Annotated in this window: 25 protein-coding genes, 1 tRNA gene and 1 pseudogene; 13 read left to right on the forward strand and 14 right to left on the reverse strand. The window is 62.6% G+C overall.

Features of this window, described 5'->3' with window-relative positions:
- Positions 1–238 precede the first annotated feature (238 nt).
- Positions 239–586, forward strand: coding sequence for a ribonuclease E inhibitor RraB (gene rraB, locus PG899_RS03540; protein ID WP_076360509.1), 348 nt, complete (start codon positions 239–241; stop codon positions 584–586).
- A gap of 67 nt (positions 587–653) precedes the next feature.
- Here the strand turns inward: rraB and PG899_RS03545 are convergent, their stop codons facing one another.
- A complete protein-coding gene (locus PG899_RS03545; protein WP_077098128.1) occupies positions 654–2,627 on the reverse strand; it encodes a putative bifunctional diguanylate cyclase/phosphodiesterase in 1,974 nt (657 codons plus the stop codon).
- Between the two features lie 171 nt (positions 2,628–2,798).
- Here PG899_RS03545 and PG899_RS03550 point away from each other — a divergent pair, with 171 nt between their 5' ends.
- Entirely contained in the window at positions 2,799–3,293 is a 495-nt protein-coding gene (locus PG899_RS03550; RefSeq protein ID WP_017410927.1) for a hypothetical protein, read from the forward strand.
- A 60-nt stretch (positions 3,294–3,353) separates the two neighbouring features.
- On the opposite strand, the gene PG899_RS03555 is transcribed toward PG899_RS03550, so the two are convergent.
- Entirely contained in the window at positions 3,354–4,271 is a 918-nt protein-coding gene (locus PG899_RS03555) for an AraC family transcriptional regulator (RefSeq protein WP_077098126.1), read from the reverse strand.
- 113 nt (positions 4,272–4,384) lie between these two features.
- On the opposite strand from PG899_RS03555, the gene PG899_RS03560 reads away from it, so the two are divergent.
- Genes PG899_RS03560 through PG899_RS03570 form a run of 3 tightly spaced genes read left to right on the forward strand, consistent with a single transcriptional unit; the run spans position 4,385 to position 5,325 of the window.
- On the forward strand, positions 4,385–4,714 hold the full coding sequence (locus tag PG899_RS03560) for a carboxymuconolactone decarboxylase family protein (RefSeq protein WP_017410929.1): 330 nt from the start codon (positions 4,385–4,387) through the stop codon (positions 4,712–4,714).
- A 42-nt stretch (positions 4,715–4,756) separates the two neighbouring features.
- Positions 4,757–5,074: a DUF417 family protein gene (locus PG899_RS03565; RefSeq protein ID WP_270697011.1), complete on the forward strand. Its 318-nt coding sequence runs from the start codon at positions 4,757–4,759 to the stop codon at positions 5,072–5,074.
- On the forward strand, positions 4,984–5,325 hold the full coding sequence (locus PG899_RS03570; protein WP_270697013.1) for a DUF417 family protein: 342 nt from the start codon (positions 4,984–4,986) through the stop codon (positions 5,323–5,325). The genes PG899_RS03565 and PG899_RS03570 overlap by 91 nt, the downstream gene beginning before the upstream one ends.
- A gap of 112 nt (positions 5,326–5,437) precedes the next feature.
- Here PG899_RS03570 and PG899_RS03575 read toward each other — a convergent pair whose 3' ends face one another.
- Genes PG899_RS03575 through rsgA form a run of 5 tightly spaced genes read right to left on the reverse strand, consistent with a single transcriptional unit; the run spans position 5,438 to position 8,278 of the window.
- Positions 5,438–5,836, reverse strand: coding sequence for a hypothetical protein (locus PG899_RS03575; protein WP_029304354.1), 399 nt, complete (start codon positions 5,834–5,836; stop codon positions 5,438–5,440).
- Positions 5,837–5,838: 2 nt separating this feature from the next.
- Positions 5,839–6,090 (reverse strand): DUF2960 domain-containing protein, encoded by a 252-nt coding sequence (locus tag PG899_RS03580; RefSeq protein ID WP_011707214.1) that lies wholly within the window; start codon positions 6,088–6,090, stop codon positions 5,839–5,841.
- Between the two features lie 4 nt (positions 6,091–6,094).
- Positions 6,095–6,346: a VF530 family DNA-binding protein gene (locus PG899_RS03585; RefSeq protein ID WP_077098124.1), complete on the reverse strand. Its 252-nt coding sequence runs from the start codon at positions 6,344–6,346 to the stop codon at positions 6,095–6,097.
- Positions 6,343–7,215 carry an archaetidylserine decarboxylase gene (asd, locus tag PG899_RS03590; protein WP_017410933.1) on the reverse strand — a complete coding sequence of 291 codons (873 nt, stop codon included), beginning with the start codon at positions 7,213–7,215 and terminating at the stop codon, positions 6,343–6,345. The genes PG899_RS03585 and asd overlap by 4 nt, the downstream gene beginning before the upstream one ends.
- 28 nt (positions 7,216–7,243) lie before the next feature.
- Positions 7,244–8,278: a small ribosomal subunit biogenesis GTPase RsgA gene (gene rsgA, locus PG899_RS03595; protein WP_044800685.1), complete on the reverse strand. Its 1,035-nt coding sequence runs from the start codon at positions 8,276–8,278 to the stop codon at positions 7,244–7,246.
- A gap of 91 nt (positions 8,279–8,369) precedes the next feature.
- Here rsgA and orn point away from each other — a divergent pair, with 91 nt between their 5' ends.
- On the forward strand, positions 8,370–8,915 hold the full coding sequence (orn, locus tag PG899_RS03600) for an oligoribonuclease (protein ID WP_045526077.1): 546 nt from the start codon (positions 8,370–8,372) through the stop codon (positions 8,913–8,915).
- A gap of 177 nt (positions 8,916–9,092) precedes the next feature.
- Positions 9,093–9,168 (forward strand) — tRNA-Gly (locus tag PG899_RS03605).
- Positions 9,169–9,445: 277 nt separating this feature from the next.
- On the opposite strand, the gene PG899_RS03610 is transcribed toward PG899_RS03605, so the two are convergent.
- From PG899_RS03610 to PG899_RS03620, 3 genes are all read right to left on the reverse strand, one after another.
- Positions 9,446–9,655 (reverse strand): cold-shock protein, encoded by a 210-nt coding sequence (locus PG899_RS03610; protein ID WP_011707209.1) that lies wholly within the window; start codon positions 9,653–9,655, stop codon positions 9,446–9,448.
- 272 nt (positions 9,656–9,927) lie between these two features.
- Positions 9,928–10,596, reverse strand: coding sequence for a LysM-like peptidoglycan-binding domain-containing protein (locus PG899_RS03615; RefSeq protein ID WP_077095405.1), 669 nt, complete (start codon positions 10,594–10,596; stop codon positions 9,928–9,930).
- A 98-nt stretch (positions 10,597–10,694) separates the two neighbouring features.
- Positions 10,695–12,797, reverse strand: coding sequence for a methyl-accepting chemotaxis protein (locus PG899_RS03620; protein ID WP_179101316.1), 2,103 nt, complete (start codon positions 12,795–12,797; stop codon positions 10,695–10,697).
- A 260-nt stretch (positions 12,798–13,057) separates the two neighbouring features.
- Here PG899_RS03620 and gltX point away from each other — a divergent pair, with 260 nt between their 5' ends.
- From gltX to PG899_RS03640, 4 genes are all read left to right on the forward strand, one after another.
- Entirely contained in the window at positions 13,058–14,473 is a 1,416-nt protein-coding gene (gltX, locus tag PG899_RS03625; RefSeq protein WP_077095407.1) for a glutamate--tRNA ligase, read from the forward strand.
- A 117-nt stretch (positions 14,474–14,590) separates the two neighbouring features.
- Positions 14,591–15,553 (forward strand): IS1595 family transposase, encoded by a 963-nt coding sequence (locus tag PG899_RS03630; RefSeq protein WP_190283743.1) that lies wholly within the window; start codon positions 14,591–14,593, stop codon positions 15,551–15,553.
- Between the two features lie 325 nt (positions 15,554–15,878).
- Complete coding sequence (locus PG899_RS03635; RefSeq protein WP_016349611.1) at positions 15,879–17,249, forward strand: YjiH family protein; 1,371 nt, start codon at positions 15,879–15,881, stop codon at positions 17,247–17,249.
- 170 nt (positions 17,250–17,419) lie between these two features.
- A complete protein-coding gene (locus tag PG899_RS03640) occupies positions 17,420–19,114 on the forward strand; it encodes an AMP-binding protein (RefSeq protein WP_077095409.1) in 1,695 nt (564 codons plus the stop codon).
- A 42-nt stretch (positions 19,115–19,156) separates the two neighbouring features.
- Here the strand turns inward: PG899_RS03640 and PG899_RS03645 are convergent, their stop codons facing one another.
- The 3 genes and pseudogenes from PG899_RS03645 to PG899_RS03655 form a co-directional block, all read right to left on the reverse strand.
- A complete protein-coding gene (locus tag PG899_RS03645) occupies positions 19,157–19,510 on the reverse strand; it encodes a hypothetical protein (protein ID WP_077095410.1) in 354 nt (117 codons plus the stop codon).
- A gap of 76 nt (positions 19,511–19,586) precedes the next feature.
- Entirely contained in the window at positions 19,587–19,937 is a 351-nt protein-coding gene (locus PG899_RS03650) for a hypothetical protein (protein WP_024944334.1), read from the reverse strand.
- Between the two features lie 132 nt (positions 19,938–20,069).
- Positions 20,070–23,041 (reverse strand): annotated as a pseudogene (locus PG899_RS03655) (HD domain-containing phosphohydrolase).
- Positions 23,042–23,196: 155 nt separating this feature from the next.
- Between PG899_RS03655 and PG899_RS03660 the strand changes: the two are divergent.
- Both PG899_RS03660 and PG899_RS03665 read left to right on the forward strand, forming a co-directional pair.
- Positions 23,197–24,186, forward strand: a complete 990-nt coding sequence (locus PG899_RS03660; RefSeq protein ID WP_077095412.1) for a luciferase-like monooxygenase — start codon at positions 23,197–23,199, stop codon at positions 24,184–24,186.
- 236 nt (positions 24,187–24,422) lie between these two features.
- Positions 24,423–24,923, forward strand: a complete 501-nt coding sequence (locus tag PG899_RS03665) for a 2TM domain-containing protein (RefSeq protein ID WP_017410311.1) — start codon at positions 24,423–24,425, stop codon at positions 24,921–24,923.
- A 241-nt stretch (positions 24,924–25,164) separates the two neighbouring features.
- Here the strand turns inward: PG899_RS03665 and PG899_RS03670 are convergent, their stop codons facing one another.
- Positions 25,165–25,986: a symmetrical bis(5'-nucleosyl)-tetraphosphatase gene (locus tag PG899_RS03670; RefSeq protein ID WP_011704877.1), complete on the reverse strand. Its 822-nt coding sequence runs from the start codon at positions 25,984–25,986 to the stop codon at positions 25,165–25,167.
- Position 25,987 lies beyond the last annotated feature (1 nt).

Genomic DNA, 25,987 nt, shown 5'->3' on the forward strand with positions numbered 1-25,987 from the left:
TTGAAGCTCCATATGGAGCAATTCATTCCCGACAAAAGATTACGCTTTATTAACCTTTTGTGATGGCACCCCATTTGGGGTGGCCGCCGCCAGCTGCTTATCTTGGCTTGCCGCATTGAGCCAAGGTGGCTGTGCGGGTATGCTTTGCCGCAACCATGCCTGCGGGGCAGGGGCACAGCCGCTACGGCGCCCGTCCGCGCGGGCATTTGATATCAACACAGTCGCATCTGGGGTTAATATGAGTCTTGATATGCAAGAGTGGCGCGAAGAGACCACCGCCATCGTCAACGAGTTGCTGGCCGATGGCAGCAACCCGGATCTGGAATACGAGATTGAGCACCACTTTGCCTGCCAGGATTTCGATCTGCTGGAGAAGGCGGCGGTCGACCTGTTCAAGGCCGGTTTCGAAGTGACCGATGCCGAAGAGATGGAGCTGGATGACGGCGCTACCATCTTCTGCTTCGACGCCACCACCGAGTGCAAGCTGGACATCGAGACCATAGTCGCGGACATCGCCAAGATGCTGCCCATTCTCGAAAAATACGGCGTGGACTACGACGGCTGGGGTACTTACTTCCAGGAGTAAAAAGCCAGCTCACGCACGCTTTGCAAAAACAACAAGGCCACCCTCGGGTGGCCTTGTTGTTGCTGGCTTACTGCTCCGGCAGCTGGTAGCTGCGGGCAAACTCGGCGGGGGGCAGGGGGCGGCTGAACAGGTAGCCCTGCAGCCGATCGCAGCCAGCCTGCACCAGCCACGCTTGCTGCTCCTGCGTCTCCACCCCTTCGGCGGTGATCTTGATGCCGAGCTCGTGGCCCAACCCGATGACGGAGCGCACGATGGCGGTGGTCGCCTGGTTGGTGGCCAGCCCCTGAGTGAAGCTGCGGTCCAGCTTGAGGGTGGCCACCTGCAGCCTGGGCAGATAGGCGAGCGAGCAGTAGCCGGTGCCGAAGTCGTCGATGGCAAGCTGAAAGCCCGCCTCGATCAGGTTGGCCAGGTTGCTCTCAATCTCGTCGGCGTTCTCCATCAGCACCCCTTCAGTGATCTCCAGCTCCAGCTGCCAGGGGGCGAGCCCGTGGCGCTCGATGCAGGCGAAGATCTGTGGGCAGAGCTCGGGGTCGCGAAATTGCAGCGGCGACAGGTTGATGGAGAGCACCAGATCCGGCGCCGCCACCTGCCAGCGGGCCAGCTGGGCACAGCCCTGTTCCAGCATGTGGCTGCCGAGCAGGCCGATGAGCCCCAGCTCCTCCGCCAGCGGGATGAACTCGTCCGGCGAGATCATGCCGAGCTCGGGGTGGGGCCAGCGGCAGAGCAGCTCGGCCCCGTGCAGCTGGCTGGTGCGGGTGCTGATGATGGGCTGGTAGACTGCAGTCAGCTGGCCGGATTTGATGGCCAGCGGCAATTGGGCAGCGATCAGCTGGCGGCGCTTGAGCTTGGCATCGAGTTCGGGATCGAACAGGGTGCAGTGCTGCTGCTGGCGCTTGCCCTGGGCCAGCGCGGCTTCGGCGTGGCTCAGCAGGCGTTCGGCGTCGTTGGCCTTGCCGTGGGCGATGCCGAGGAACACCGGGATCTGGATCCTGTGCTCTTCCACCTGGTAGGGCACCATCAGTGCCCCCTGCAGGCGGCGGCTCCAGCTGGTCAGCGGCTCGCTCAGCTCGGGCAGCAGCATGGCAAAGTCGTCGGCGGCGACCCGGCACACCAGCGACTGGGGCGGGGCCAGCTGTTGCAGGCGGCGGGCCACCTGATTGAGCAGTCGGTCGGCGACCCGGATGCCGAAGCGGTCGTTGATCTCGCGAAAGTGCTGCAAATCGACCAGCACCAGGCTCGCCTTGCGGGCACCGAGATGACGGCTGGTCTGCAGAAAGTGGGAGAGCTTGAGCAGGCCGGTCAGGCTGTCGTAGTGCTGCTCCTGCTGCAGCTGAGCCTGGGTGGTGCGCAGCCCGGTGATGTCGCGGCTCAGGGTGAGGATGCCGAGGGAGTGGCCCTCGTCATCCGGCACATCGACCCGGGTCACTTCCAGATGGCGGCCCTGGCCGTTGGCGTCCACCAGGCAGTATTCACCGCGTCCCATCGGCAGCTCGGTGGAGAGGCGGTGGGCGACCCGCTGGCCGAGCGCCTCGCTCGCCACCATGCCCATGAAGTCGAGAAAGGCCTGGTTGCAGTCGATCAGCAGCCCCTGGTGGTCTTCCAGCCGGATCGGATCCGGGATGGCGTCCAGCAGACGGCGCTGCAGCAGCTGCTGCTGGCGAAAGGTCTGCTCCAGCTCCTTGCGCTGGCCAATTTCATTGACCATGCCAAACAGGGCCACCGGTTTGCCTTGTGCATCGTAGAGCGGGATCTTGTGGATCTCCATCCAGCTGGTGGCATCGCCGCTGCTGCAGTGCAACTGCTGATAGAGCAGCGGTTTACCCTCCGCCAGCAGGTGCAGATCCTCTTCCCGAAAGATGTCGCCCCAGGGCATGTCGGCATCGGTCTTGCCGATGAGATCCGCCGGTTGCGGCAGACCCGCCTGCTCCGTGAAGGCGCGGTTGGCAAACAGGTAGCGCCCATCCGTATCCCGGCAGAAGATATTCATGGGTAGCTGGTCGATGATCTGCTGCAGCAGGGGCAGGGTGAGCAAGGAGTTCACACAGACACTCACGGGGGAAATTTCGAGCAAATCTATGATAGCAGGCTGGTTTTGTAAAGCTTGGGTTAAGGCTGACTCATTTCTGCCGATCCCTGCTGACAGTCTGTGTCGCTGACGCCATAATAGCCGCCGGTCGGCCGATGGCCGGATTATATGGATGAGAGAAGCAGCATGAAAAAGATTGTGGGAGTAGCACTGGCCCTGTTGATGGCCGGTTGTGCCAGCGACAACAATGGCGGCGAACAGTACCGCTATACCCCGCCGGTAGCCAAGGCGACCAACAACACCCAGGAGATGCAGATCCCGGTGGATCTGGTGTGGGCCCGTGCCGAGAAGTGGTTTGGCGATCACGGTCTTAACATCGAGAACAGCCAGCGCGGCTCCGGCCTGATGACCGCCAACGTCGAGAATTCGGCCGACGGTCTGGAGTGGCTGGATTGCGGTACCATGGGTTCCAAGGTCGCACTGGGCAACCCCAACCTGCAGATCAACCTGATCATCACCCAGAGCGGCAACAACAGCGTGGCGACCGTCAACGTCAAGGGCAACACCCAGCTCTACTTCGTCGAGTCCTCCGGCGAGCGGGTACTGGCACCCTCCATCACCCCGGTGTGCGTCTCCCGCGGCAGCCTGGAACAGAGCCTGTTCTCCACCCTCGGCAATTAAGTCGCGCTGAGTGCCAGCAAAAACCCCGTTGCCTGCAACGGGGTTTTTGTTTGTGGGCCGCTAGCCGGGCAGGGCCGGCCAGCCCTGCTGGCGAAAGCGGCCTGGTGCCATCCCGCTCGACTGCTTGAATGCCTTGGCAAACGAGGCCTCCGACTGATAGCCGACCCGCTGCGCCACCTCGCCGAGGGGGAGCTGATCCGGGTGGCGCAGCAGCTCGGCCGCCCGCACCATCCGCACCCGCACCATGAACTCCCAGACGCTGCAGCCCAGCCGTTGGCGAAAGTGGCGAAAATAGGTGGCGCGGGACATGGCGGCCAGCGCCGCCAGTTCATCCACGCTCCAGGGGTGAGCCGGATCGGCCAGCATGGCCTGCAGCGAGCCCCCCAGCCTGGGGTCCTGCAGGGCACCGACCAGCCCGAGCGCCCCGTGCGGATCGCTGGCATGGGCCCGCAGCCCCATGGCCAGCAGCACCTGGCTGAGGGCCGTCAGCACTGCCCCCGAGCCCTGCTGTTCGCGCAGCAGCTCCTGGTGGATCAGGCTGAGCACCAGGCTCAGCGCCTGTTGCGACTCGCTGGCGAGCAGCGGGATGCAGAGCGGGCTGGGCAGGGCATCCAGCAACAGCGGCCGCAGCGGCCCCTGATAGCGGTACTCGCCGCACAGAAACTCCACCTGATCGCCGCCATCGCCCCTTAGCGGCAGCAGCCCGTCGCCCGGCTCGGCCAGGGTCAGGGTGTCGCCTTCGCGCCAGATGGTATGGGGCTCGCCACCGGGCAGCAGCAGCAGATCGCCCGGTCGCAGGACCACGTCATCGCCCTGCGCCGTGCTGACCCGGATCTCTCCTTTCATCAGCAGGTGGAACGGCATCACCCCGGCCGGGCTCTGTTCGTGGGGCAGTCTGAAACCGCCTCGATAGAGGCAGCGCACGTCGAACGTGCCCTGGATGCCGGCCTGGCTGATCAGCTGGTCTATCTGGTTCATGATTCTATTTGACTGTTATTTGCGTCTTTAAAGTATTAAACGACTCACATCTCGATGCAATACTGGCTTCATCGAGCAGGCAGGGGCCTGTTCTGCCAAACCGGAGAGTCAAGATGCAAGACTGGGATCAATACCGTAAACAATTGATGGGCCGCGTCATGGAGCTGGGCACCCTGAGCCCGGATACCCTCAAGGGCTATCAGCAGCTGTCGGCCGCCGGCAGCAAGAGCGGCGTGCTCGATGGCAAGACCCGCGAGCTCATCTCGCTGGCGGTGGCCGTCACGACTCGCTGCGATGGCTGCATCGCCGTCCATGCCGATGCCGCCCTCAAGCAGGGTGCCAGCCGTGCGGAGATCGCCGATGCACTGGGCGTCGCCGTTGCCATGAACGCCGGGGCCGCCATGGTCTATTCCGCCCGGGTGCTGGATGCCATCGATCGCTGAGGCTGTGCGGGGCCGGCTGCAGCCGGCCCCTGAGGAGTAAGGATGTTGATATTCAATCGCTTGCTGGCCGTGCTCGCGGGTGGTGATCGTCTGGGCGCGACCCTCTGCCGGATTGCCGTCGGGGTCGTGTTCATCTGGATCGGGCTCTTGAAGTTCATCCCCTACGAGGCGGACAGCATCACCCCTTTCGTGGCCAACAGCCCCTTCATGTCGTTCTTCTATGAACTCCGGACCAGTATCGTCAGCACCTTAATCACGAGGGGGAGCTGGTGCCGGAAAACCGGGCCTGGCACGAGCAGAACAACACCTATGGCTACTCCCATGGCCTGGGCGTGGTGGAACTGGTGTTCGCCCTGCTGATCCTGGCCAATTTCCGTTTTCCCCTGCTGGGATTGATCGGGGCCCTGATGGCGTTTCTGACCCCCTTCGTCACCTTCAGCTTTCTGGTGTTCACCCCGGAAACCTGGGTGCCGGCGCTGGGGGATGCCCACCACGGTTTCCCCTATCTGTCGGGAGCGGGGCGGCTGGTGCTGAAGGACATCATGATGCTGGCGTGTGGTTACATCGCCATGGTGGATTCGGCCAGGACCCTGCTGGCCAGACGTGGATGAGTGACCCTGCCTGCCGTTTGCCGCACCCTCTCGGGTGCGGCTTTTTTATGGGGCGCGAGGCATGCATAAAAAAGCCCCCGGCGGGGCCGGGGGCTTTCAGAAGGTTGCCGCGTTAGCGGGCGACGTCGCCGTGAAACAGCGTCTGCTCGCCGGCTTTGAGCACATAGCCCTTCCAGGGGAAGAGGGTGTAGCCGCTGCCTTGCCACGACCAGTTGCCTTCCGCCCCCTGGCGGGTGAGCAGGTGCTGCTCACCGCTCGGCAGGGTCAGCTCGGCCTGGCTCTGATCGGCGTTGAACAGCACGAAGGCGCTGCTGGTCTGGCCGGCATCGGTCGGGTTGAGCCGGATGCCCTGCTCGAACAGCCGCACACACTGCTTGGTCAGCGCCGACCACTGATAGCCCGCACTGCCGATGCAGCCATGGCTGTCGCGATCACTGCCAACCAGATGTTGTTCCGGGGTACTGCAGGCCGCCAGCAGCAGGGAGGCGGCCATCAGGGTCAGGGTGCGCATGCTTACTCCTTGGCGTCCCGTTCGATGACGATATTGGAGAAGCCCAGCTCCTTGAAGTAGTTCTCCCGGTAATCCTTCACGCTCTTCTTGTCACGCCGGCACACCTGGGCCAGCTGCTCTTCCATGGCGTGGAAGCTGGCCAGGTTGATCCCCTCGGCAGCGGCAATGGCATCGTAGATGCTGTTGAACTTGTCGTTGGCGTAGCCAATCTCTTTGGTTTTTTTGCCGTAGGTGTAGGTAATCTTGAACGCCATGGCGTTATTCCTTTGATTTGGTCTGCTTGCGCTGGACGTACAGATAGAGGCTCTCGACCTTCTCTCTGGCCCAGGGGGTCTTGCGCAAGAACTTCAGGCTGGACTTGATGCTGGGGTTATCGGTGAAGCAACGGATATTGATCTGCTGCCCCAGCTCTTCCCAGCCATAGTGCGCGACCAGGGCGGTGACGATGGCTTCCAGGGTCAGCCCGTGCAGCGGGTTGTTCTTCTGCGAGGAGGCGGGCTGCTCGCTCATGCCTGCGCCGCCAGCTTGGCAAAGGGCTGACCCATGCGGGTGGTGACCCCGTTGGCCAGATGAGGCTCGAAACCGGCCAGCATCCCCGGGCCAAACAGACAGACCACGGTACTGCCCAGCTTGAACAGGCCCATCTCGGCACCTTTTTGCAGGGTGATGGCTTCGTCGCCGCTGTAATCCCAGCGCACGACGCGCTTCTCTTTGGTCGGCGCTATGTTGCCGGCCCAGATGGTCTCGATGCTGGCCACGATAGTGGCACCGACCAGCACCAGCGCCATGGGGCCGTGGGGGGTGCGGAAGGTGGCGACCACCCGCTCGTTGCGGGCAAACAGGTTGGGCACGTTCTCGGCGGTGAGCGGGTTGACGGAGAAGAGATCCCCCGGCACGAACACCATGCTCTCCAGCACGCCATCCAGCGGCATGTGGATGCGGTGATAATCCTTGGGCGCCAGGTAGATGGTGGCGAAGTCGCCATCCTTGAACGGCGCCACCAGATCCTCATAGCCGCCCAGCAGCTCGCGGGCGCTGTAGTCGTGGCCCTTGGCCTGGATGATGCGGCCCTGCTGGATCGGACCGAGCTGGCTGACGGTGCCATCCACCGGTAGCGCCAGGGTCATGGCATCCTCGACCAAGGGGCGGATCCCCGGCTTGAGTTCACGGGTGAAGAATTCGTTGAAGCTCTTGTAGTGGGCCGGACTCTCGTGCAGCGCCTCGCTCATGTCGACCTGGTACTGCTTGATAAAGGCCTCGATCACCCTGGTGGTGAGGTTGCCTGCTTCGGCAGCTGCAAGTTTGCCGACCAGGCGGGAGAGGGCGTGTTTGGGCAGACAGTATTGACCGGCAATTTTCAGGTTGTCAGTAATGCTCATGTTCATCATCAAGGTAGGTTGAATAGGGTCACAGCCGCGCCTGTTGGCGACCGTGACGGGCTTCCTGCATGGTTTCCAGGATGCGGTGATAGTTGTGGAAGCGATCGGCGCTGATGGCGCCACTGTCGACGGCGGCCCGCAGGGCGCAGCCGGGATCGTCCTTGTGGGTGCAGTCGCGGAACTTGCAGCCACCCAGGTAGTCGCGAAACTCGACGAAGCACCAGGTGATGCGGTCGGCTTCCAGATGCCAGAGGGCGAACTCGCGGATCCCGGGGGAGTCGATGAGATCGCCGCCGCTCGGGAAGTGATAGAGCCGCGCCGTGGTGGTGGTGTGCTGGCCAAGCCCCGAGTTCTCGGAGATCTCGCCGGTGAGCACATCCAGCCCCGGCATCAGGGCATTGGTGAGCGACGACTTGCCGACCCCGGACTGGCCGACGAAGATGCTGATCTTGTCGGTCAGGGCGGCTTTCAGTTCATCGAGCCCTTCGCCGCTCTCGCAGCTTACCAGCAATACCTCGTAACCGAGCTTGCGGTAGGTGGCGAGCTGACGCTCGATACGGGCACGGGCCGCGTCATCGAGCATGTCGACCTTGTTCAGCACGATCAGGGGGCGGATCTCCACATCCTCGGCGGCCACCAGATAGCGGTCGACGATGTTGGTGGAGAACTCGGGCATCACCGCCGAGACGATGATGATCTGGTCGATGTTGGCGGCGATGGGTTTGACCCCGTCGTAGAAGTCAGGCCGGGTCAGCACCGAGTGACGCGGATGCACCGCCTCGATGACGCCGGCAGTCGCGGCATTGAGGCCGGGACGCCACACCACCTTGTCGCCGCACACCAGGCTGCTGATGCTGCTGCGCCGCAGGTTGCTGCGGTGGATGGCACCATCGCTCGCCTCGACGTCTGCGTGCTGACCAAAACGGCTGATCACCACCCCTTCGATGGCCGGGCCAAACAGGGTGTCATCCACGACCGTGGTGTGCTCTTTTTGCAGCCGCCGCTCGCGGTTGGCCTGGACGCGCCTTTGTTGACCCAGATTGAGTTTTGCTTTCTTTGCCACTCGATTCGCCAGTTTATGAACAGATCCAAAGCCAGTATGATACATGCAAATTGGCAAAATTCCGCCATTCCTCCCAATAGAGAGAGCAATCATGACAGTCAGCGCGCAGAACCTGGTATGGATCGACATGGAGATGACGGGTCTGGACCCCGAACAAAATGTGGTACTGGAGATCGCCACCATCGTCACCGACAAGGACCTGAACGTGCTGGCCGAAGGGCCGGTCATCGCCATTCACCAGAGCGACGAAGAGCTGGCCAAGATGGACGACTGGAACGTCAACACCCACACCAACAGTGGTCTGGTGGCCCGGGTCAAGGCGAGCCAGCACGATGAGGCGAAAGCCGTCGCCGAGACCCTCGAGTTCATTCGCCAGTGGGTGCCCGAGCGTACCAGCCCGCTGTGCGGCAACAGCATTGGCCAGGATCGTCGCTTCATGGTCAAGCACATGAGCGATCTGGAAGCCTTCTTCCACTATCGCAACGTGGACGTCAGCACCATCAAGGAGCTGGTGCGCCGCTGGCAGCCGGCGCTGCTGGACCAGTTCAAGAAGAGCGGTACCCATCAGGCGCTGGACGACATCCGCGAATCCATTGCCGAACTGCAGTTTTACCGCAGCCACGTCTTCAAGATCTGAGTCTGCGGCAAGGGCTTGTGCTCTCCCGGTTGCTAAAATCGACAGTTCGACCAGCTTTTGAGCGAACGCGCGCAACCAGACAAAAAAGCCCTTGCAATTGGAATGTCTGCTCTTATAATTCGGCTCCCGTACAGTAGCGCAAGCAACCAAATGCTGTACGGCCGTTTTAAGGTAGTTGCGGGAATAGCTCAGTTGGTAGAGCACGACCTTGCCAAGGTCGGGGTCGCGAGTTCGAGTCTCGTTTCCCGCTCCAATCTCTCTTCGAAGTTCTCATCATCCCTTTGAATTGCCCATCATATCGCGCCGCGATGATTTGCCGTGTCCGGCGTTCAGCCAGATCAGGCCCATGTCTTCTGTAGCCGCTTCGTGCGCAGGTGCTGGGGAGGGCTGTGGTTATAGGCAAGCTTATGATTGTCGTGGGGAGGGTTGCTGTTGCTGCGGGCAGGCTTGTGAGCGTGGCGGGGAAGGGGAAACGGTGGGCAAAAAAATAGGAGGGCCGATGGCTCCTCCTACAGGCTCACTGGCGTGGCTTAGAGCAGGGTAACGTTCTCAGCCTGAGGGCCTTTTTTGCCCTGGGTCACAGTGAACTGGACTTTTTGACCTTCAGCCAGGGTCTTGAAACCGGCGCTCTGGATGGAGGAGAAGTGAACGAAAACGTCCGGTCCCTGGGATTGCTCGATGAAGCCAAAACCCTTGGTCTCATTGAACCATTTTACTTGGCCGGTGCGAATGTCAGACATGTGGTAAGTCCTATCTATAACAAAATGAAACTAAGCCTTGTTGGGCAGCATTTGCCTAGAAATCAGGGGTTGAAGCATGACTGACCACGTCAATTTGTCCCAGTAGCATGTAGAACAATCCCTGTCTAAAGCACAAACGATTGTACGTGAGCGCGATCCCTTGTCAATTTGGCACTTTTCATTTTTTGAGCAAGCTAAAAATATTGTGAACTCAGCGGCTTATTTCATGGATTCAGGTCAAAAAAACGGGAGGCACCAGGCCTCCCGTTGTTTCATTCCTTGAGGGCGAATCCTTCGCCCTGTCGGTCGTAGCGGTAGATGGCCTGACCGTAGGAGCGGATCTCGACCCGCTGGATGCGGCGGGTATCATCGATCAGGATGAACACGGCCCGGCCCGATTGCAGGCGGGTCAGCGGCCGATCAGGCCCTTCGATGGCGATCAGGCGGCTGAGCTCGGCGCCCGGCAGCTCGAACTTGCGGAAGATGGAGTAGAGGGTCTCGCCGGCTTGCACGTCGTGCTGCAGCCAGGTGCCATCCACCTTCTCTTCGACCGGTTTGGCTGCGGCCGGTGCACTGCCTGTGGTGCCGTTGCCGACGGTGAGGGCCTGCGCCGGTACGGCGATGGGGACCGCCAGCGAACCGGACGGCGCTGCTTTGGGCGCGGGGACGGCCGGCTCCCAGGCCAGCACCAGCAACCAGAGCGGGATCAGGATCAGCAGCCCTATGGTGTGCTTGCGCGGCAGCGGGCTCGCCAGCTTGAACTTGCCTGTTTTGGCTTCCTGGCCGCGTTGGCCAAGTCCGCTCATGCCCTGGCCGATGCGTTGACGCAGGGGCAGGGTGGCGGCATTGATACGATGGAGCAGGGATCCTTGTGATTCGTCTTGGCGACGCTGCTGGGCTCGTCTGTTGTGGCCACGGGGGCGACGGTCCGGGGTGGGCACGGCATTTACCTCTCACTACATTGCCTGCCATCAGGCAAATTCGTGCCTATGGTAAACGGACTCGCCCCCGAGGGGGAGAGTCCTGAGGTGGAAAATTATCAGCTGAGACGAAATTGTCCCAGTAATTGCTGTAAACGCTCGGCCGCCTGGCGCAACGCCTGACTGGCTTTGGCCGTTTCGGTCGCATCCAGTGCGATGTCGTTGGCCAGTGCGTTGGTTTTTGACAGGTTGCCGGAGACGGTCTCGGAAACCGAGCTCTGCTCTTCGGCAGCGGAGGCGATCTGGTAGGTCATGTCGTTGATGGTGGAGATGGCCTGATAGATGCTGCCGAGCGCCTCTTCTGCCAGATCCGCCTCGCCCACCGCCTGATGGGTCAGCTGCTGGCTCTGGTTGATGGCGTTGACCGCGTTGGCCGAGCTGTGGCGGATCTTCTCGATCAGCTCCTGGGTATTCTGCACCGCCTGCTGGGTGTTGCCCGCCAGCTTACGTACCTCGTCGGCCACCACCGCAAAGCCGCGGCCCTGCTCGCCGGCCCGGGCCGCCTCGATGGCGGCGTTGAGCGCCAGCAGGTTGGTCTGATCGGCGATCCCCTGAATGACGGTGAGGATGCTGGTGATCTGCTCGCTGTCGTGGGCCAGCCCCTCGACCACCTCGGCCCCCTTGCCAGCCTCGGCGGCCACCTTGTGCATCGACTGGATCACCTGCTGGAAGCGCACTTTGCCCTGATCCGCCGCCCCCTGGGCCTGCTTGGCCGAGTCGGCGGTGTTGTTGGCGTGGGTCGCCACCTCCTGGCTGACGTAGGACATCTCCTGCACCGCGGTCAGCATCTGCTCCATCTCCGCCTGGTGGTGCTGCAGGTTGGTATCGGTCTGGCCGGCGATGCGATCGGTGTCGCCGGCGTGACGGTTGACCTCGCTGGCGGTCTTGAGCACATCCCCCAGCAGCACCTGCAGCTTGTCGATGAAGCGGTTGATGCCCTTGGCCAAGTCCCCCAATTCATCGCGGGACTGGGTATTGAGCCGCTTGGTTAGATCTCCCTCGCCATCGGCGATGTCATCCACCAGGCTGACCATCTGGCGGATGGGGCCGGTGATGCTGCGGGCAATGACCAGCATGGTGGCCAGCGCCAGCACCAGCACGACGACGGCGCCCACCAGTTGCTGGGTCATGGCGGCCCGGTTCATGTCGCTCAACTGGGCTTCCAGCTGGTCGGCCTCGGCCAGCACCACCTTGTAGGGCAGGGTGACGATGATGGCCCAGTTGCGGCTCATGCCCGGCACCGCGATGGGTACCGAGATACGAAAAGCATCGTCGAGCTCCTGGCGCTGAACCTCGGGTTTGAGGTACTGCTGCCAGCCGTTGCCGAGCAGCTTGTCGGCGCGGCTGCCGAGCAGGCTGTCATCACCGCTGGTGCCGGTGATGACGCCGGCGGCGCTGACGATCAGGGTCTCTCCCTTGCCGTCATAGATGTTGCTGTTGAGGGACTGGGCCTGACGGCTGATGGAGTCCACTGCCAGATCGAGCGCGGCGATCCCCTTGAACTGGCCACCCACCATGATGGGGGTGGTGATGGTGCTCACCAGCACCTGCTGGCCGTTGATGTCCACCTTGAAGGGGTCGATGAGGCAGGAGCGTCCCTCCCGTTTCGGGCAGGCGTAGTAGTCGTTGGCCGGATTGCCGAACTCATCCGGATCGCTCTTCTCGATAGAGAGCAGCAGGTCGGTGCCTATGCTCTCCTTGTCGCGATAGAAATAGGGCACGAAGCGCCCCTTGCTGTCACTGCCCAGCGCCGTCTGGCCGGCGAAGCTGGCATCCTGGCCGTCGAAGCCGTTGGGTTCGAAGCCGGCGAAGGCGCCGTAGAGCTGGGGTTCGAGGGCGAGCTGGGCCTTGAGCAGATCGGTGGCCTGCTGGCGATCCAGCGGCAGCTTGCCCTCCTGCTGCAGGGCGAGGGCGCTGGCCATCTGCTGGGTATAGGAGAGCCCCTTTTGCAGCAACTGGGTGATGGTGGCGGCCTCGGCACGGGCGTTGGCGCTGACCTTCTGCCATGCCTCCTGCTGCAGGGCGGCGCGGCTGGAGCTGATGGTCAGCTTCTGGGTCTGTTGACCCGAGTACTGGTTGAGCAGGATCAGGATGACCAGGGCGGCGGTCATGGCGATCCCGGCCATCACCAGAATGCGATTCTGGATAGAACGGAACTGCATCGTCTCTTCCTTGTTGGTGAGCGTTATTTGGATATCGGCCGGAGGAGGCAGCTCTCCAACACTTGTCATAGCAAAACGGAAACCGGGATTTTGTTTTGCGATCCCCTTCAAATATCAGGCGGCAAGCGGCTGGGACGCCTGTGCAACCCCCTACTTTTGCCCGCTGCGGCTGCATGGTTTTCCCATCCGTCATTGTCGGTGCTAAAATGCGACGGTTTTTTTAACGAATTGGCCCAAGGCCCTCTACACAAGGCTTAAAGATGAAAGTCAAAACCCGTTTTGCTCCCAGCCCGACCGGCTTTTTGCATGTCGGCGGTGCCCGTACCGCACTCTATTCCTGGTTGTTTGCAAAGAACCAGGGCGGTGAGTTCGTGCTGCGTATCGAGGATACCGACCTGGAACGTTCCACTCAGGAGGCGATCGACGCCATCATTGAGGGCATGGAATGGCTGGAGCTGAACTGGGATGAGGGCCCCTACTACCAGACCAAGCGCTTCGATCGCTACAACGGGCTGATCGACGAGATGCTGGCCGACGGCCGTGCCTACAAGTGCTACTGCTCCAAGGAGCGGCTGGAAGCGCTGCGCGAAGGCCAGATGGCCAACGGCGAGAAGCCCCGTTATGACGGCAAGTGCCGCGACCACGCCCACGATCACCCGGCCGATGCGCCGCACGTCATTCGCTTCCGCAACCCGACCGAAGGCTCCGTAGTGTTCGATGACCACGTCCGTGGCCGCATCGAGTTCGCCAACACCGAGCTCGACGATCTGATCATCCGCCGTACCGACGGCGCGCCGACCTACAACTTCTGTGTGGTGGTCGATGACTGGGACATGGAGATCACCCACGTGGTGCGTGGCGAAGACCACATCAACAACACCCCGCGCCAGATCAACATCTACAAGGCGCTGAACGCGCCGGTACCGGAGTTTGCCCACGTCTCCATGATCCTGGGTGACGACGGTGCCAAGCTCTCCAAGCGCCACGGTGCAGTCTCCGTGATGCAGTACCGCGACGACGGCTACCTGCCGGAAGCGCTGCTGAACTATCTGGTGCGTCTGGGCTGGTCCCACGGCGATCAGGAGATCTTCAGCCTGGACGAGATGATCAAGCTGTTCAGCCTGGATGCCATCTCCAAGTCTGCCTCCGCCTTCAATACCGACAAGCTGCTGTGGCTGAACAACCACTACATGCGCAGCCTGGATCCGGCCTATGTGGCCAAGCATCTGGCCTGGCACATGGCCGATCAGAAGATCAACACCAACAAGGGCCCGGCGCTGGCCGACGTGGTCACCCTGCTGGCCGAGCGCTGCAACACCCTGGTCGAGATGGCGGCCCAGAGCCGCTACCTGTTCGAAGAGTACGAGGCCATCGACGAAGCGGCTGCCAAGAAGCACCTGCGTGGCGTGGCTGCCGAGCCGCTGACACTGGCCAAGACCAAGCTGGCTGCTCTGGATAGCTGGACCACCGAAGCGCTGCATGAGCTGATTGAAGCCACTGCCGCCGAGCTGGGTCAGGGTATGGGCAAGGTCGGTATGCCGCTGCGTGTGGCGGTCACCGGTCTCGGTCAGTCCCCTGGCATCGACGCCGTGATGGCGCTGGTGGGCAAGGAGCGGGTTCTTGCCCGCATCGACCGAGCTTTGGCGTATATCGAAGCGCGCATGGCCGCCGAATAAGCGCCAGCCAGTGCTTGCGAAAGGGCTCCCGTACGGGGGCCCTTTTTTATGGCTTTGTCCCAGTTATGTGTTGAAAGGCTAACCTTGAAGTAGGTCATCACCTTGAGGGCCGCCATCATGGATACCCAAGCCTTTCAACAGCTACTGTCCCTCTTCCCATTGCTCACTTTGCGTCAGCGTCGTCTCGCGCAACAGGAACTCACCACCCCTCACCCCATCACCTCGTTGGCCACTCAACTTCCCGCATGCCAATGCTGCCCTCACTGTCAGGCCGAGGCCACACAACTAGCTCCCTGGGGCTGGTCTCGAGGGCTGCGCCGTTATCGCTGCAAGCAGTGTCTGCGCACCAGTTCCGTTCTCACCAACACGCCTCTCGCTCGACTTCGCAAGCCACAATGCTGGGAAGACTATGCACAGGCCCTCATCGACGGTCTGACCGTCCGGCAGGCGGCGCTCCGCTGTGGGGTCGGTAAAAACACCGCCTTTTTGTGGCGTCACCGCTTCCTGAAGGCCATGGCTAGCCACCAGGCAGTACGGGAAGAGGGTATCGTCGAGGTTGATGAGACCTTCTTCCTGGAATCCTTCAAAGGCCAGCGCGGATTACCCCGCCCGGCCCGCCAGCGTGGCGGCAAAGGCCGTACCCGAGGCACAGGGCCGGATTACATCCCAGTGATGGTGGTGCAAGACAGAGCAGGCCACCTGGCTGACTTCCAGTTGGAACAGTTGAATGCCAAGGCGGTGAAGGCGGTGCTTGAGCCGCTTATCGCCCCGGATGCCGTCCTGTGCAGCGATGGCGCTGGGGTGTATGCCAGTTTCAGCAAGTCGCAGGGCATGACCCACCAAGTGGTGCACAATCGTGCGGGAGAGCGAGTGGTGGGGGCGTATCACATCCAACATGTGAACGGGTACCACAGGCGATTGAAGGAGTGGATGGAGCGGTTCCATGGGGTCGCGACCCACTATCTGAGGAATTATCTGGGTTGGCGCAGGATGTTGGAGCGCTATGGGCGGGGAGTAAATATCTCACGCTGCTTGCATGAGGCGCTGGGGCGCCCCATGCAACACGTAATTGGGACATAGCCTTTTTTATGGGGATCGACCGGATCACCATATAGATATATTTCTTATGTCACTTATTGCCTGCCAACCGCAACTGATTATACTGCGCACCTGAATGTAACCTTGCTGAAACAATATGCTAACCAATCGTAATGAATTGATATGCGTATCTGCTTGCGTGCATTCTTATGGAAGGTTTGCCTGTATAAATATTTATGCTTGAAATGATCCATTAAAAGCTTGTTTGTGCATTTTATTGGGGTATTCTTGCGCCCGTTTTGCCGGGCGAGAGCATGGATATGCAGGCTTGCCTGGCTAAGGAAAAGTAACATTAAGGCTGTAGACCATGCTGGAAAAGACTCTGCAAGCACCTGCGCTCAATACCCGCCGCAACGTGCTGATGTTCCTGGTCCCGTCACTCATCGGGATCCTGCTGTTCATGACCCCCGTCATCTATGACGGAAACGTCACCATTCCCGTGGCCGTGCTGGCGAAGCTGGTACAAACGGTGTTTGCCGATTATCTGGTGGCCATGGTCAGCGCCATCATCACCACCACCATGCTGATGACGCTGGTAGCCTGGCTGTTCAAGCCGGCGATCCTGGTCAGGCGCCCCTTCCTCAACAGCCTGTTCAACGTCTCTCCCTTCTGGGCCTGCGTTCGGGTACTGGGCGGCATCTTCGTGTTGCTGACCTTCTTCGAGGCGGGCCCGGCGGCCCTGCGCTCCGATGCGACCGGCGGCCTGGTGCTGCATGATCTGCTGCCGGTGCTGTTCTCCGTCTTCATCTTCGCCGGCCTGCTGCTGCCCTTGCTGCTCGATTTCGGTCTGCTGGAGTTTGTCGGCACCATGATGACCCGCATCATGCGCCCGGTGTTCCGTCTGCCCGGTCGCTCCGCGGTGGACTGTTTCGCCTCCTGGCTGGGGGATGGCAGTGTCGGCATCCTGCTGACCAGCAAACAGTACGAAGGCAAGTTCTACACCCAGCGGGAAGCGGCCGTCATCGGCACCACCTTCTCTGCCGTCTCCATCACCTTCTGCCTGGTGGTGATCTCCCAGGTTCGGCTGGAGCACATGTTCGTGCCCTTCTACCTGACCGTCTGCCTGGCCGGGGTGGTAGCCGCCATCGTGGTACCGCGTTTGCCGCCGCTCTGCTGGAAGAAGGATGTCTACAGCGACGGAACTCCCCTGTGTCGCAAGCAGGAGTCTGTGCCGCACCAGCACAGCGTGCTGAGCTACGGCTATGAACGGGCCCTGACCAAGGCCGAGGGCATGACCGACATGGGGGCAGTGGCACGGGAAGGGGTGAAGAATGCGCTGGACATGATCTTCGGCGTGCTGCCGGTGGTGATGGCCATCGGCACCTGCGCCCTGATGCTGGCAGAGCACACCTCCATCTTCAACTGGCTGGGTGCCCCCTTCGTACCCTTGCTGGAGCTGCTGCAACTGCCGGAGGCGGAAGCGGCCTCCAAGACCATCATGGTGGGTTTTGCCGACATGTTCATCCCGGCGGTGCTGGCTTCCACCATCGAGAGCGACATCACCCGCTTCGTGATCGCTGCCATGTCGGTGACCCAGCTCATCTACATGTCGGAAGTGGGCGCCCTGCTGCTGGGCAGCAAGATCCCGGTCAAGTTGTGGGAGCTGTTCGTGATCTTCCTGCTGCGTACCCTGATCACCCTGCCGGTCATCGCCGGGGTGGCGCACCTGCTGTTCTGATCCGGCTCGCGCCTTGTCACACGGTCAACCTCGGTTGGCCGTTTTTTATGGCCGGCATTAGACCAAAGTGAGTCTTTTACTGGCCTTGTTTTTACATTAATGTAACAGGCTGCAAAAACACGCCAGCCGAGCAGTAGGCACGTCCAACCTATGTGGCCAGGAGTCACCCCATGACCTCACTGCTCAGCTACCGGGCCGGTCCCTGCGATCAGCCGCTGCTTCACCAGACCATAGGCGCCTACCTGCAACAGATCGCGGAACGTTTCCCCGACCGGCCAGCAGTGGTGGTGCGCCACCAGCAGATCCGCTGGAACTACCGTGAATACCTGACCCAGATAGACAGGTTGGCGCTGGGCCTGCTGGCGCTCGGGATCCGGCCGGGGGATCGGGTCGGCATCTGGTCGCCGAACAACATCGAGTGGTGCCTGGTACAATTTGCCACGGCCCGCATCGGGGCCATCATGGTCTGCATCAACCCCGCCTACCGCAGCTACGAGCTGGCCTTTGCCATCAACAACGTGGGCTGTCGGGCCCTCATCTGTGCCAGTGCATTCAAGGGCTGCGACTACCTCGCCATGCTGGGGGAGTTGGCGCCAGAACTAGAGCATTGCCCACCCGGCCGCCTCGCATCATCCCGGCTGCCGAGCCTGGAGATGGTGATCCGGCTCGGGGAGGAGCAAAGCGCCGGCATGCTCAACTTTCCCGAGGTGCTGGCACTGGGCGACCGGCAGGACCCGGGCTGGCTGGCCCGGGTGGCGGCCACCCTCAACCCCGATGACGCCATCAACATCCAGTTCACCTCGGGTACCACGGGCAACCCCAAGGGGGCCACCCTCAGCCACAGCAACATCCTCAACAACGGCCGCCAGGTGGCACAAGGCATGGCGTTCAGCGAGCAGGACCGGCTCTGCATCCCGGTGCCGCTCTACCACTGTTTCGGCATGGTGCTCGGCAACCTGGCCAGCATCAGCGTGGGGGCCTGTGCCCTGTTTCCGGCCGAAGCCTTCGATCCGGCGGCCACCTTGCGGATGGTGAGCGAGGAGCGCTGCACCGCCCTGCACGGGGTGCCGACCATGTTCATCGCCGAGCTGGAGCTGGCGGAGTTTGACCAGTTCGATCTCTCCTCCCTGCGCACCGGCATCATGGCCGGTGCCATCTGCCCCGAGCCCTTGATGCGCAAGGTGCAGACCCTGATGCACATGACCGAGGTGACCATCGCCTACGGCCAGACCGAGTGCAGCCCCATCAATCACATGACCGCCATCGATGCGCCGCTGGACAAGCGGGTCACCACGGTTGGCCGCGCCATCGGCCACACCGAGATCAAGCTGGTCGACCCGAGCGGAGAGATAGTCGCCATCGGCGAGCGGGGCGAGATCTGCTGTCGCAGCAACGGAGTGATGCAGGGTTACTGGCAGGATCCGGTCAAGACGGCGGAGACCATCGACCAGGAGGGGTGGCTGCACTCGGGGGACATCGGCATCATGGATGAAGAGGGCTATGTGCGGATCGTCGGGCGCAGCAAGGAGCTGATCATCCGCGGTGGCGAGAACATCTATCCGCGCGAGATCGAAGAGCGTCTGTACGATCATCCGGCGGTGCAGGATGCGGCAGTGTTCGGGGTCGACAGCGAGCGCTATGGCGAAGAGGTGTGCGCCTGGGTCAAGCTCAGACCCCGCCAGGAGGCCAGCGAGGAGGAGCTGAAACAGTTCCTGGCGGCCCGCATCGCCTATTTCAAGGTGCCCAGGTACATCCGGTTCGTGGAGGAGTACCCCATGACGGTGACAGGCAAGCTGCAAAAATTCAGGATGCGGGAGCTGATGAGTGACGAGCTGGCCCGCCAGCACGCCGAGGCGACGGGCTGAGTGGCGGTGACAACGGAAAAAGGGCCTGCGGGCCCTTTTTCGTCAGCGTCCAAGCGGATGGGGCTGTGCCGGTGTGCGGGGGCACTGCACCAGCAGCATGTGGGTGGTGAAGGTGCTGGTCTGGGGGAAGCCTGGGCGAAATCCCGTCACCGGATCGGCGACCCCCATGCTCATCTGGTGAGTGGTGATGGTGCGCTTGCTTCGATCGACTTGCTGATAGCCGTGGGGGCAGCTCAAGAGCGCCTGTTGCTGGCACTCCTCTGGCGCGCCGCACTCGATCTGGAAGCGTTGCTGAGCGGGATTGGCGGAGGGGAGTTCGCTGACGGTGGCGGGCTCCGGCAGCAGGGCGCAGCCGGACAGCAAGATGCTGCCCAGCAGACATATTCTGGGTGACATAAGAGGCTCGTCCTTGGTGAGACAAGAGAAGGGCCGGCCAGGATTCGGGTTTCCCGTGCCAGCCGCGAAGCGCGGATCAGCGCGGGGTGATGCCCATGTCGACCGGACACTGGATGGTCAGGGAGTGGACCGTGTTGGCGACGCGATAGGGCTTGGCTGCCTTGTAGACCTTCTTGTCTTCGTCGTAGCTGCCCCCCAGATACTGGGTGCTGTAGAGCGTCTGCTGGCGGCGATCGGTCTCCTTGTAGCCCTGCGGGCAGGTCTGGTTGGCCTGCTGGAAGCAGGCCGTCATGCTGCTGCACTCGATGTAGAAGCCGCGCTGGCTGGCATCGGCCAGGTGCACCGGGGTAACGGTGGGGGCGGGGGGAGACAGCAGGGAGCAGCCGGACAGCGTCAGCGCGCCCAGCACAATGAGATGTTTTGACATAGATAACCTGAACAGTGTGGTGTGACAAAGAGTGAGGGGGAGTCTATTGCTCCCCCTTCGCTATAGGGGCACCGTTATAACCAGCCGGGGGCGCTCAGGCCAGCCCACAAATGTAAGAAAATATGACCCGGCCTAGGCCAACGCGGCCAGCAGGGCGGTTTCATCCACCTGATCCAGCTGCTCGGGGGCGAGGAAGCGCTCGGCATAGTCGCGCCAGATGCCGCTGCTGACAAACAGGGCAAACAGGGCGGGATCGATGTGTTGCTCGCGCACCATGCTCTGCATGATGGCCAGCGACTGGGAGACCGTCTTGCCCGATTTGTAGGGGCGATCGCTGGCGGTCAGCGCCTCGAAGATGTCGGCGATGGCCATGATGCGGGCGGGGATGCTCATCTGGCTGCCCAGCAGCTGGCGCGGATAGCCCTTGCCGTCCATCCGCTCGTGGTGGCCGCCGGCAATCTCGGGCACGCTGCGCAGATGGCGGGGGAAGGGGAGGCGTTCGAGCATGCGGATGGTCTGGATGATGTGCTCGTTGATCTTGTAGCGCTCCTCCTCGGTAAGGGTGCCGCGACCGATGGCGAGGTTGTAACGCTCGCCGCGGTTGTAGAGGTGAGTGGGCACTCGCACCTTGAAGCCCCAGGGATTGCGCTCGTCCAGCTGATCATGAACGGGGCGGGGGATGAGGTGGGCGGCCTTGTCCGCCAGCAGGGGTTCTACGCAGGGCAGTGGTGCGGCCGGCTCGTTCTGGCGCAGCTTGAGCTCCTCCCGGCTGATGCCGAGTCGATCGTCCAGGGTGCGCAGCCAGGTGCGGCTGGCGATGGCATCCAGCCTGGCCAGCTTCTCCGGTGCCATCCACTCACCGCCCAGGTTGCACTCGGCGACGAAGGCGAACTCCTGATCCAGGGTGCTCCAGAGCGGAGCCACCTCGCTCCTGGCCGCTTCCCGTTCGGACGCCGGCAGGCGGGCCGCCAGCGCCTCGATGTAGCCGTCGCACTTGAGCACCTCGAAGCGGGTGCGGATCTCGTGGATCCGGTCGTAGAGGGTCTCCAGCTTGGTGGCCTTGTCCACCACGAACTCGGGGGTGGTCACCTTGCCACAGTCGTGCAGCCAGCTGGCGATATGGATGGCCTCCCACTCCTCCTCGTTGAGCCGAAACTCGGCGAACGGCCCCTGCTGCTGGGCGCAGGCGGCCTCGGTCAGCATCCGGGTCAGCTCCGGCACCCGCTGGCAGTGGCCGCCGGTGTAGGGGCTCTTGGCGTCGATGGCGCCGGCCATCAGCTCGATGAAGGATTCCAGCAGCTGTTTCTGCTCCTCCAGCAGGCGCTGGTTCTCGATGGCGGAGGCCGAAGTGCCCGCCAGCGCTTCGATCAGGCTGATGCGCGAGGCCAGCTCGCGGGCCGGGCAGTCAGGCAGGATCAGCAGCAGGCAGCCGCTCAGCTCCTGGCGATGGTTGCGCAGCGGCTCGGCCACCAGCTGGCAGGGGCCGGGGAAGGGGCCCCAGTCGGCCAGATACTGCTGCCAACCACTCTGGTCGATGGCGAGGCTGAGCCGCTCGCCCCGGGCCAGCTCGCCAAACAGGGCCTGCTGCCAGCGGACCTGTCCGGCCGGCAGCGGCGCTTGGCGCCACAGCGCCTGTACCGCCACCATGCCCTGCTCCTGGGCCAGGTAGAGACAACCCCCTTCGGCCTGCACCGCGGCGATGGTCTCGTGCAGGATGCGGCTGAGCAGAGAGTCGAAGCGGTGTTCGGCCGCCAGCGCCCGCCCCATGTTCATGAAGTTGCCGAGGGTCAGCCGCATGCCGGACATGGTGCGGGCCAGATCATCGATCTCGCGGATGGCCGACTCGGGGACCCGGCTTTCGCCAAAATCGAAGTGCTGGATCCGCTCCGCCTCCTTGGTGAGCGCCAGCAGCGGGGTGGCGGTACGCCGCGAGACCAGCCAGATCACCGGCAGCAGCAACAGCAGGCCCGCCAGTGCCCAGCCCAGGTTGACCAGGGCTTCGTCCCGGGCCTGCTGATAGAGCTGGTCGGCCGAGACCAGCAGGGCGATGTGGAAGGGGGAGTCGGTCCCGAGGGGAGCGAGGTTGACCAGCCAGTCACTGCCATCGGTGGCGGTCAGGTTGAGCTCGGCCGGCTCGCTCAGCAGGGTGGGCTGGCTGATGATCCGCTGCTGCAGATCCGGCAGGGCCGGGTGGGGCAGGGTCGCCAGCATGGGCAGCTGGCTCAGCTGCTCGAAGCTGGGCAGGTGTCTGGGGTCGGCGGCCAGCAGGGTGGCGTACTCATCGAACAGGATCACCTGGCTCTGGGCGGGCAGCTGCAGCTTGCCGATCAGGGCCGACAGCCCCTCGACGCTGGTGTCGAGCCCGATCACGGCGCGCCGGTCGTCGCTCTCCACCGCCAGCGTCATGCCCGGCTCCTTGGTGGTGAAGAACAGATAGGGGCTGGTGGTGGCGATCCCCGCGCGCCAGCGGGCCTGCTTGTACCAGTCGCGGCTGCGGGGATCGTAGCGGTAGTTCGGCATGGGGCGGCGCTCGAGCAGGGTCAGCCGTTGATCGAAATAGAGAAATTCTCCCTTGCCCTGGCTGAGGCTCTGCACCAGCAGGGTACTGGCGGCCGGTACGCCCCCCAGCTGGGCTCGGGCCCGCTCGGTCAGCTTGCGCACCAGAAAGAAGTCGCCATCCTCGTAGCCGGCGTAGACGGCCCCATAGCTGGGGCTGTTGGCCAGCACCTCCGCCAGTTGCGGCAGGTAGGCCAGGCGTTCGGTCAACGTGGTCATGGCGGCCAGCTGGCCGCTGCGCAACAGGCTGAGCACATGCGGGCCGGTCGCTCGTTCAGCTGCAGGGCGAGGGCCAGCTGCTGGCGATACTGCAGGAAGTTCTGTCGCTCGTGCTCCAGTCCCTGGCGTGCCCCTTGCTGGAACTGCAAGGCGATGAGGGCGCTGCCGAGCAGGGTGAACAGCAGGATGAAGAGGGTGGCGATATGCACATAGAAGGGTTTACGACCTGGCCTGGCAGTTGTCATGGACACATCCTTGTCACACGGGCGATTGCAGAGACGATCAGCTTGCAGTGTGCCAACAGGATGACAGAAAACACAATAACCCATTCATGGATATCGGGATGTGGCTGACGGAAACGGCGCCTGCCGGGGCTCTCGGCGCTCGCTCTGGCCAATTTTGCCGGCTGATCAGGTGATTCATTCAGGTATCCCGTGCTACATTGCCCCACTTGTTACTGGTCTGTGAATCAATGGAGTGACCCATGTCTGCCATCCCCTATTCCGTACTCGATCTGGTGCCCGTGGCCGAAGGCTCCCAGCCGGCCGAGTCGTTTCGCCGCTCGCTGGACCTGGCCCGTCATGCCGAACGCCTGGGCTATTGCCGCTACTGGCTGGCCGAGCACCACAACATGCCGGGCATCGCCAGCGCCGCCACTTCGGTGCTGATCGGTCATCTGGCCGGCGGTACCAATACCCTGCGCATCGGGGCGGGCGGCATCATGCTGCCGAACCACTCGCCGCTGGTCATCGCCGAGCAGTTCGGCACCCTGGCGTCGCTCTATCCGGATCGCATCGATCTGGGGCTTGGCCGTGCGCCGGGCACCGATCAGCGCACCATGCGGGCGCTCAGACGCCAGCGCAGCGGTGAGGTGGATGACTTCCCGGCCGATGTGCGCGAGTTGATGGATTACTTTGGCGACGAGGTGGGGGCGGTGCAGGCGGTACCGGGGCAGGGGCTGCATCTGCCCATCTGGCTGCTGGGCTCCAGCCTCTACAGCGCCCAGCTGGCGGCCGCCATGGGGCTGCCGTTCGGCTTTGCCTCCCACTTCGCGCCCGCCATGCTGCTGCAGGCGCTGGAGATCTATCGCGCCCAGTATCGCCCCTCCGCCCGCTGGCCCAAGCCCCATGCGGTGGTCTGCATCAACATGATCGCCGCCGACAGCGAGCGGGAGGCGCGCTTCCAGTTCACCACCCTGCAGCAGCAGTTCCTGCGCCTGCATCGCGGCAACGCAGGCAAGCTGCCGGCCCCTGTCATCGAACTGGGAGAGGAGTGGTCAGAGCGCGAGCTGGTGGCCATGGAGCAGACCCTGGCCCGTTCGCTGGTGGGCAATCCGGACCAGATACGTCACGGCCTCAAGGCGCTGCTGGCGGAAACCCGGGCCGACGAGCTGATGTTCAACGGCCCCATCGTCGATCATCAGGCTCGCCTGCGCTCTTTCGAGATTGCCGCCGAGTTGATGCAGACGCTATAAGCTCGCCTGCCCGATACCAAGGCGCTATCTTGCACAAAGTGCCACCTCTGTCGCCCTGCTGTCAGGTGATCGAAAGGGGGGCGTCGTGGGGAGGAATAGCTGAGTTTTTGAGCACGCTCTTTTATCTAATGTACTGAATCCAAAGGAAAGTCAGGTTGGTGTCAGGGCGCTGTCGTGGCCCATGGCACCCGCCGGCCCCTATGCTGGCCCCGTCAATCAACCACAAGGAGTTCGAGATGATCGTCAGGAAGTTGAGATTGCAGCGGGGCTGGTCACAGGAGCAGTTGGCCGCCTTTACCGGCCTGAGCGTTCGCACCATACAGCGGATCGAGCAGGGTCAGCAGCCCGGACTGGAATCCCTCAAGGCCCTGGCCGCCGTCTTTGAGCTCGAAGTGGCGCAACTTGACGGTACAAGCCAACAGGAGCACGAGATGAGAGGGAGTGACACGATGGAACGGGATGAGATACGGGTATCGGTAGAGGAGCGGGCCGCCATGCGTTATGTGGAGGGGCTCAAGGGCTTCTATTACCACATCGCCAGCTACCTGCTGGTGATTTGCGGGCTGTTTGTCATCAACTACCTGAGCAACCCGGGCTATATCTGGGCCTGGTGGCCAGCGCTGGGCTGGGGGCTGGGATTGATCTCCCATGCCATCAACCTGTTCCAGCCGTTCAAGCTGTTCGGGCCCGAATGGGAGCGGCAGCAGATCGAGAAACGGCTGGGGCGCAAGCTCTAGGGTGAGTGGTGCACCATAAAAAACGGGCCCGGCAATGCCGGGCCCGTTTTGTTTTGCAGCCTATCTGGCGTAGGCGGGACTGTGAGTGGCGAGCAGCGCCTCATCTTCATGGCGCCACAGGGTTGCTCAGAGTCAGCCGCTTATCGTCACTTGGCGTAAGTGGGATAGGGAGTAGCGATCAGGGCGTCATCTTCATAGCGCCACCGGGTGAGGCCCTGATTGCTCAGACGCACTCCTCTCGTCACTTGGCGTAAGTGGGACAGGGGGTGGCGATCAGGGCGTCATCTTCATAGCGCCACAGGGTGAGGCTGTTGCCCCAGACACAGCCGGTGTCCAGCGCCTTGATGTCCTGCTTGCCGGTGTTGCCCATCAGGGCCGCCCAGTGGCCGAACACCAGGATGGGGTCATCCACATGGTGCTCGCGCTGCTCGAACCAGGGGCGCAGGCCCGGGGTTGACTCCTTGGGGCCCTTCTTGCATTTGAAGTCGAGCCGGCCGTCGAAATAGCAGAAGCGCATCCGGGTGAAGGTGTTGATGATGTAGCGGTAGCGCTCGATCCCGACCAGATCGTCCTGCCAGCCATCCGGCTGATCGCCATACATGTTGTGCAGCAGCCACTGGTACTGATCGCCGCGCAGCAGGCTCTCCACCTCGCGGGCGCAGTTGCGGGCAGTGCGGGCGTCCCACGCCGGGGAGATGCCGGCATGTACCATCATGATGGGCAGGTCGGGGTGCTCCGCCAGCAGCGGACGGTGGCGCAGCCACTCCAGCAGCTCGTCCCGATCCGGTGCCTCCATCAGCTCCTGCAGCTTGTCTTTCTTCTTGAGCGGGGCGACGCCATCGGCGACCGCCAGCAGGTGCAGATCGTGGTTGCCGAGCACGGTGACGGCCCGGTTGCCCAGCCCCTTGACGAAGCGCAGGGTATTGAGAGAGTCCGGGCCGCGGGCGACCAGATCGCCGCACAGCCAGAGCACGTCGTTAGCGGGATCGAACTCGGCCAGATCCAGCAGACGGCGCAAATCGTCGTAACAGCCCTGGATATCGCCAACAAAACAGTTCGCCATG

The sequence above is a fragment of the Aeromonas sp. QDB39 genome, assembly GCF_027707585.1.
Classification (GTDB): domain Bacteria; phylum Pseudomonadota; class Gammaproteobacteria; order Enterobacterales; family Aeromonadaceae; genus Aeromonas; species Aeromonas hydrophila.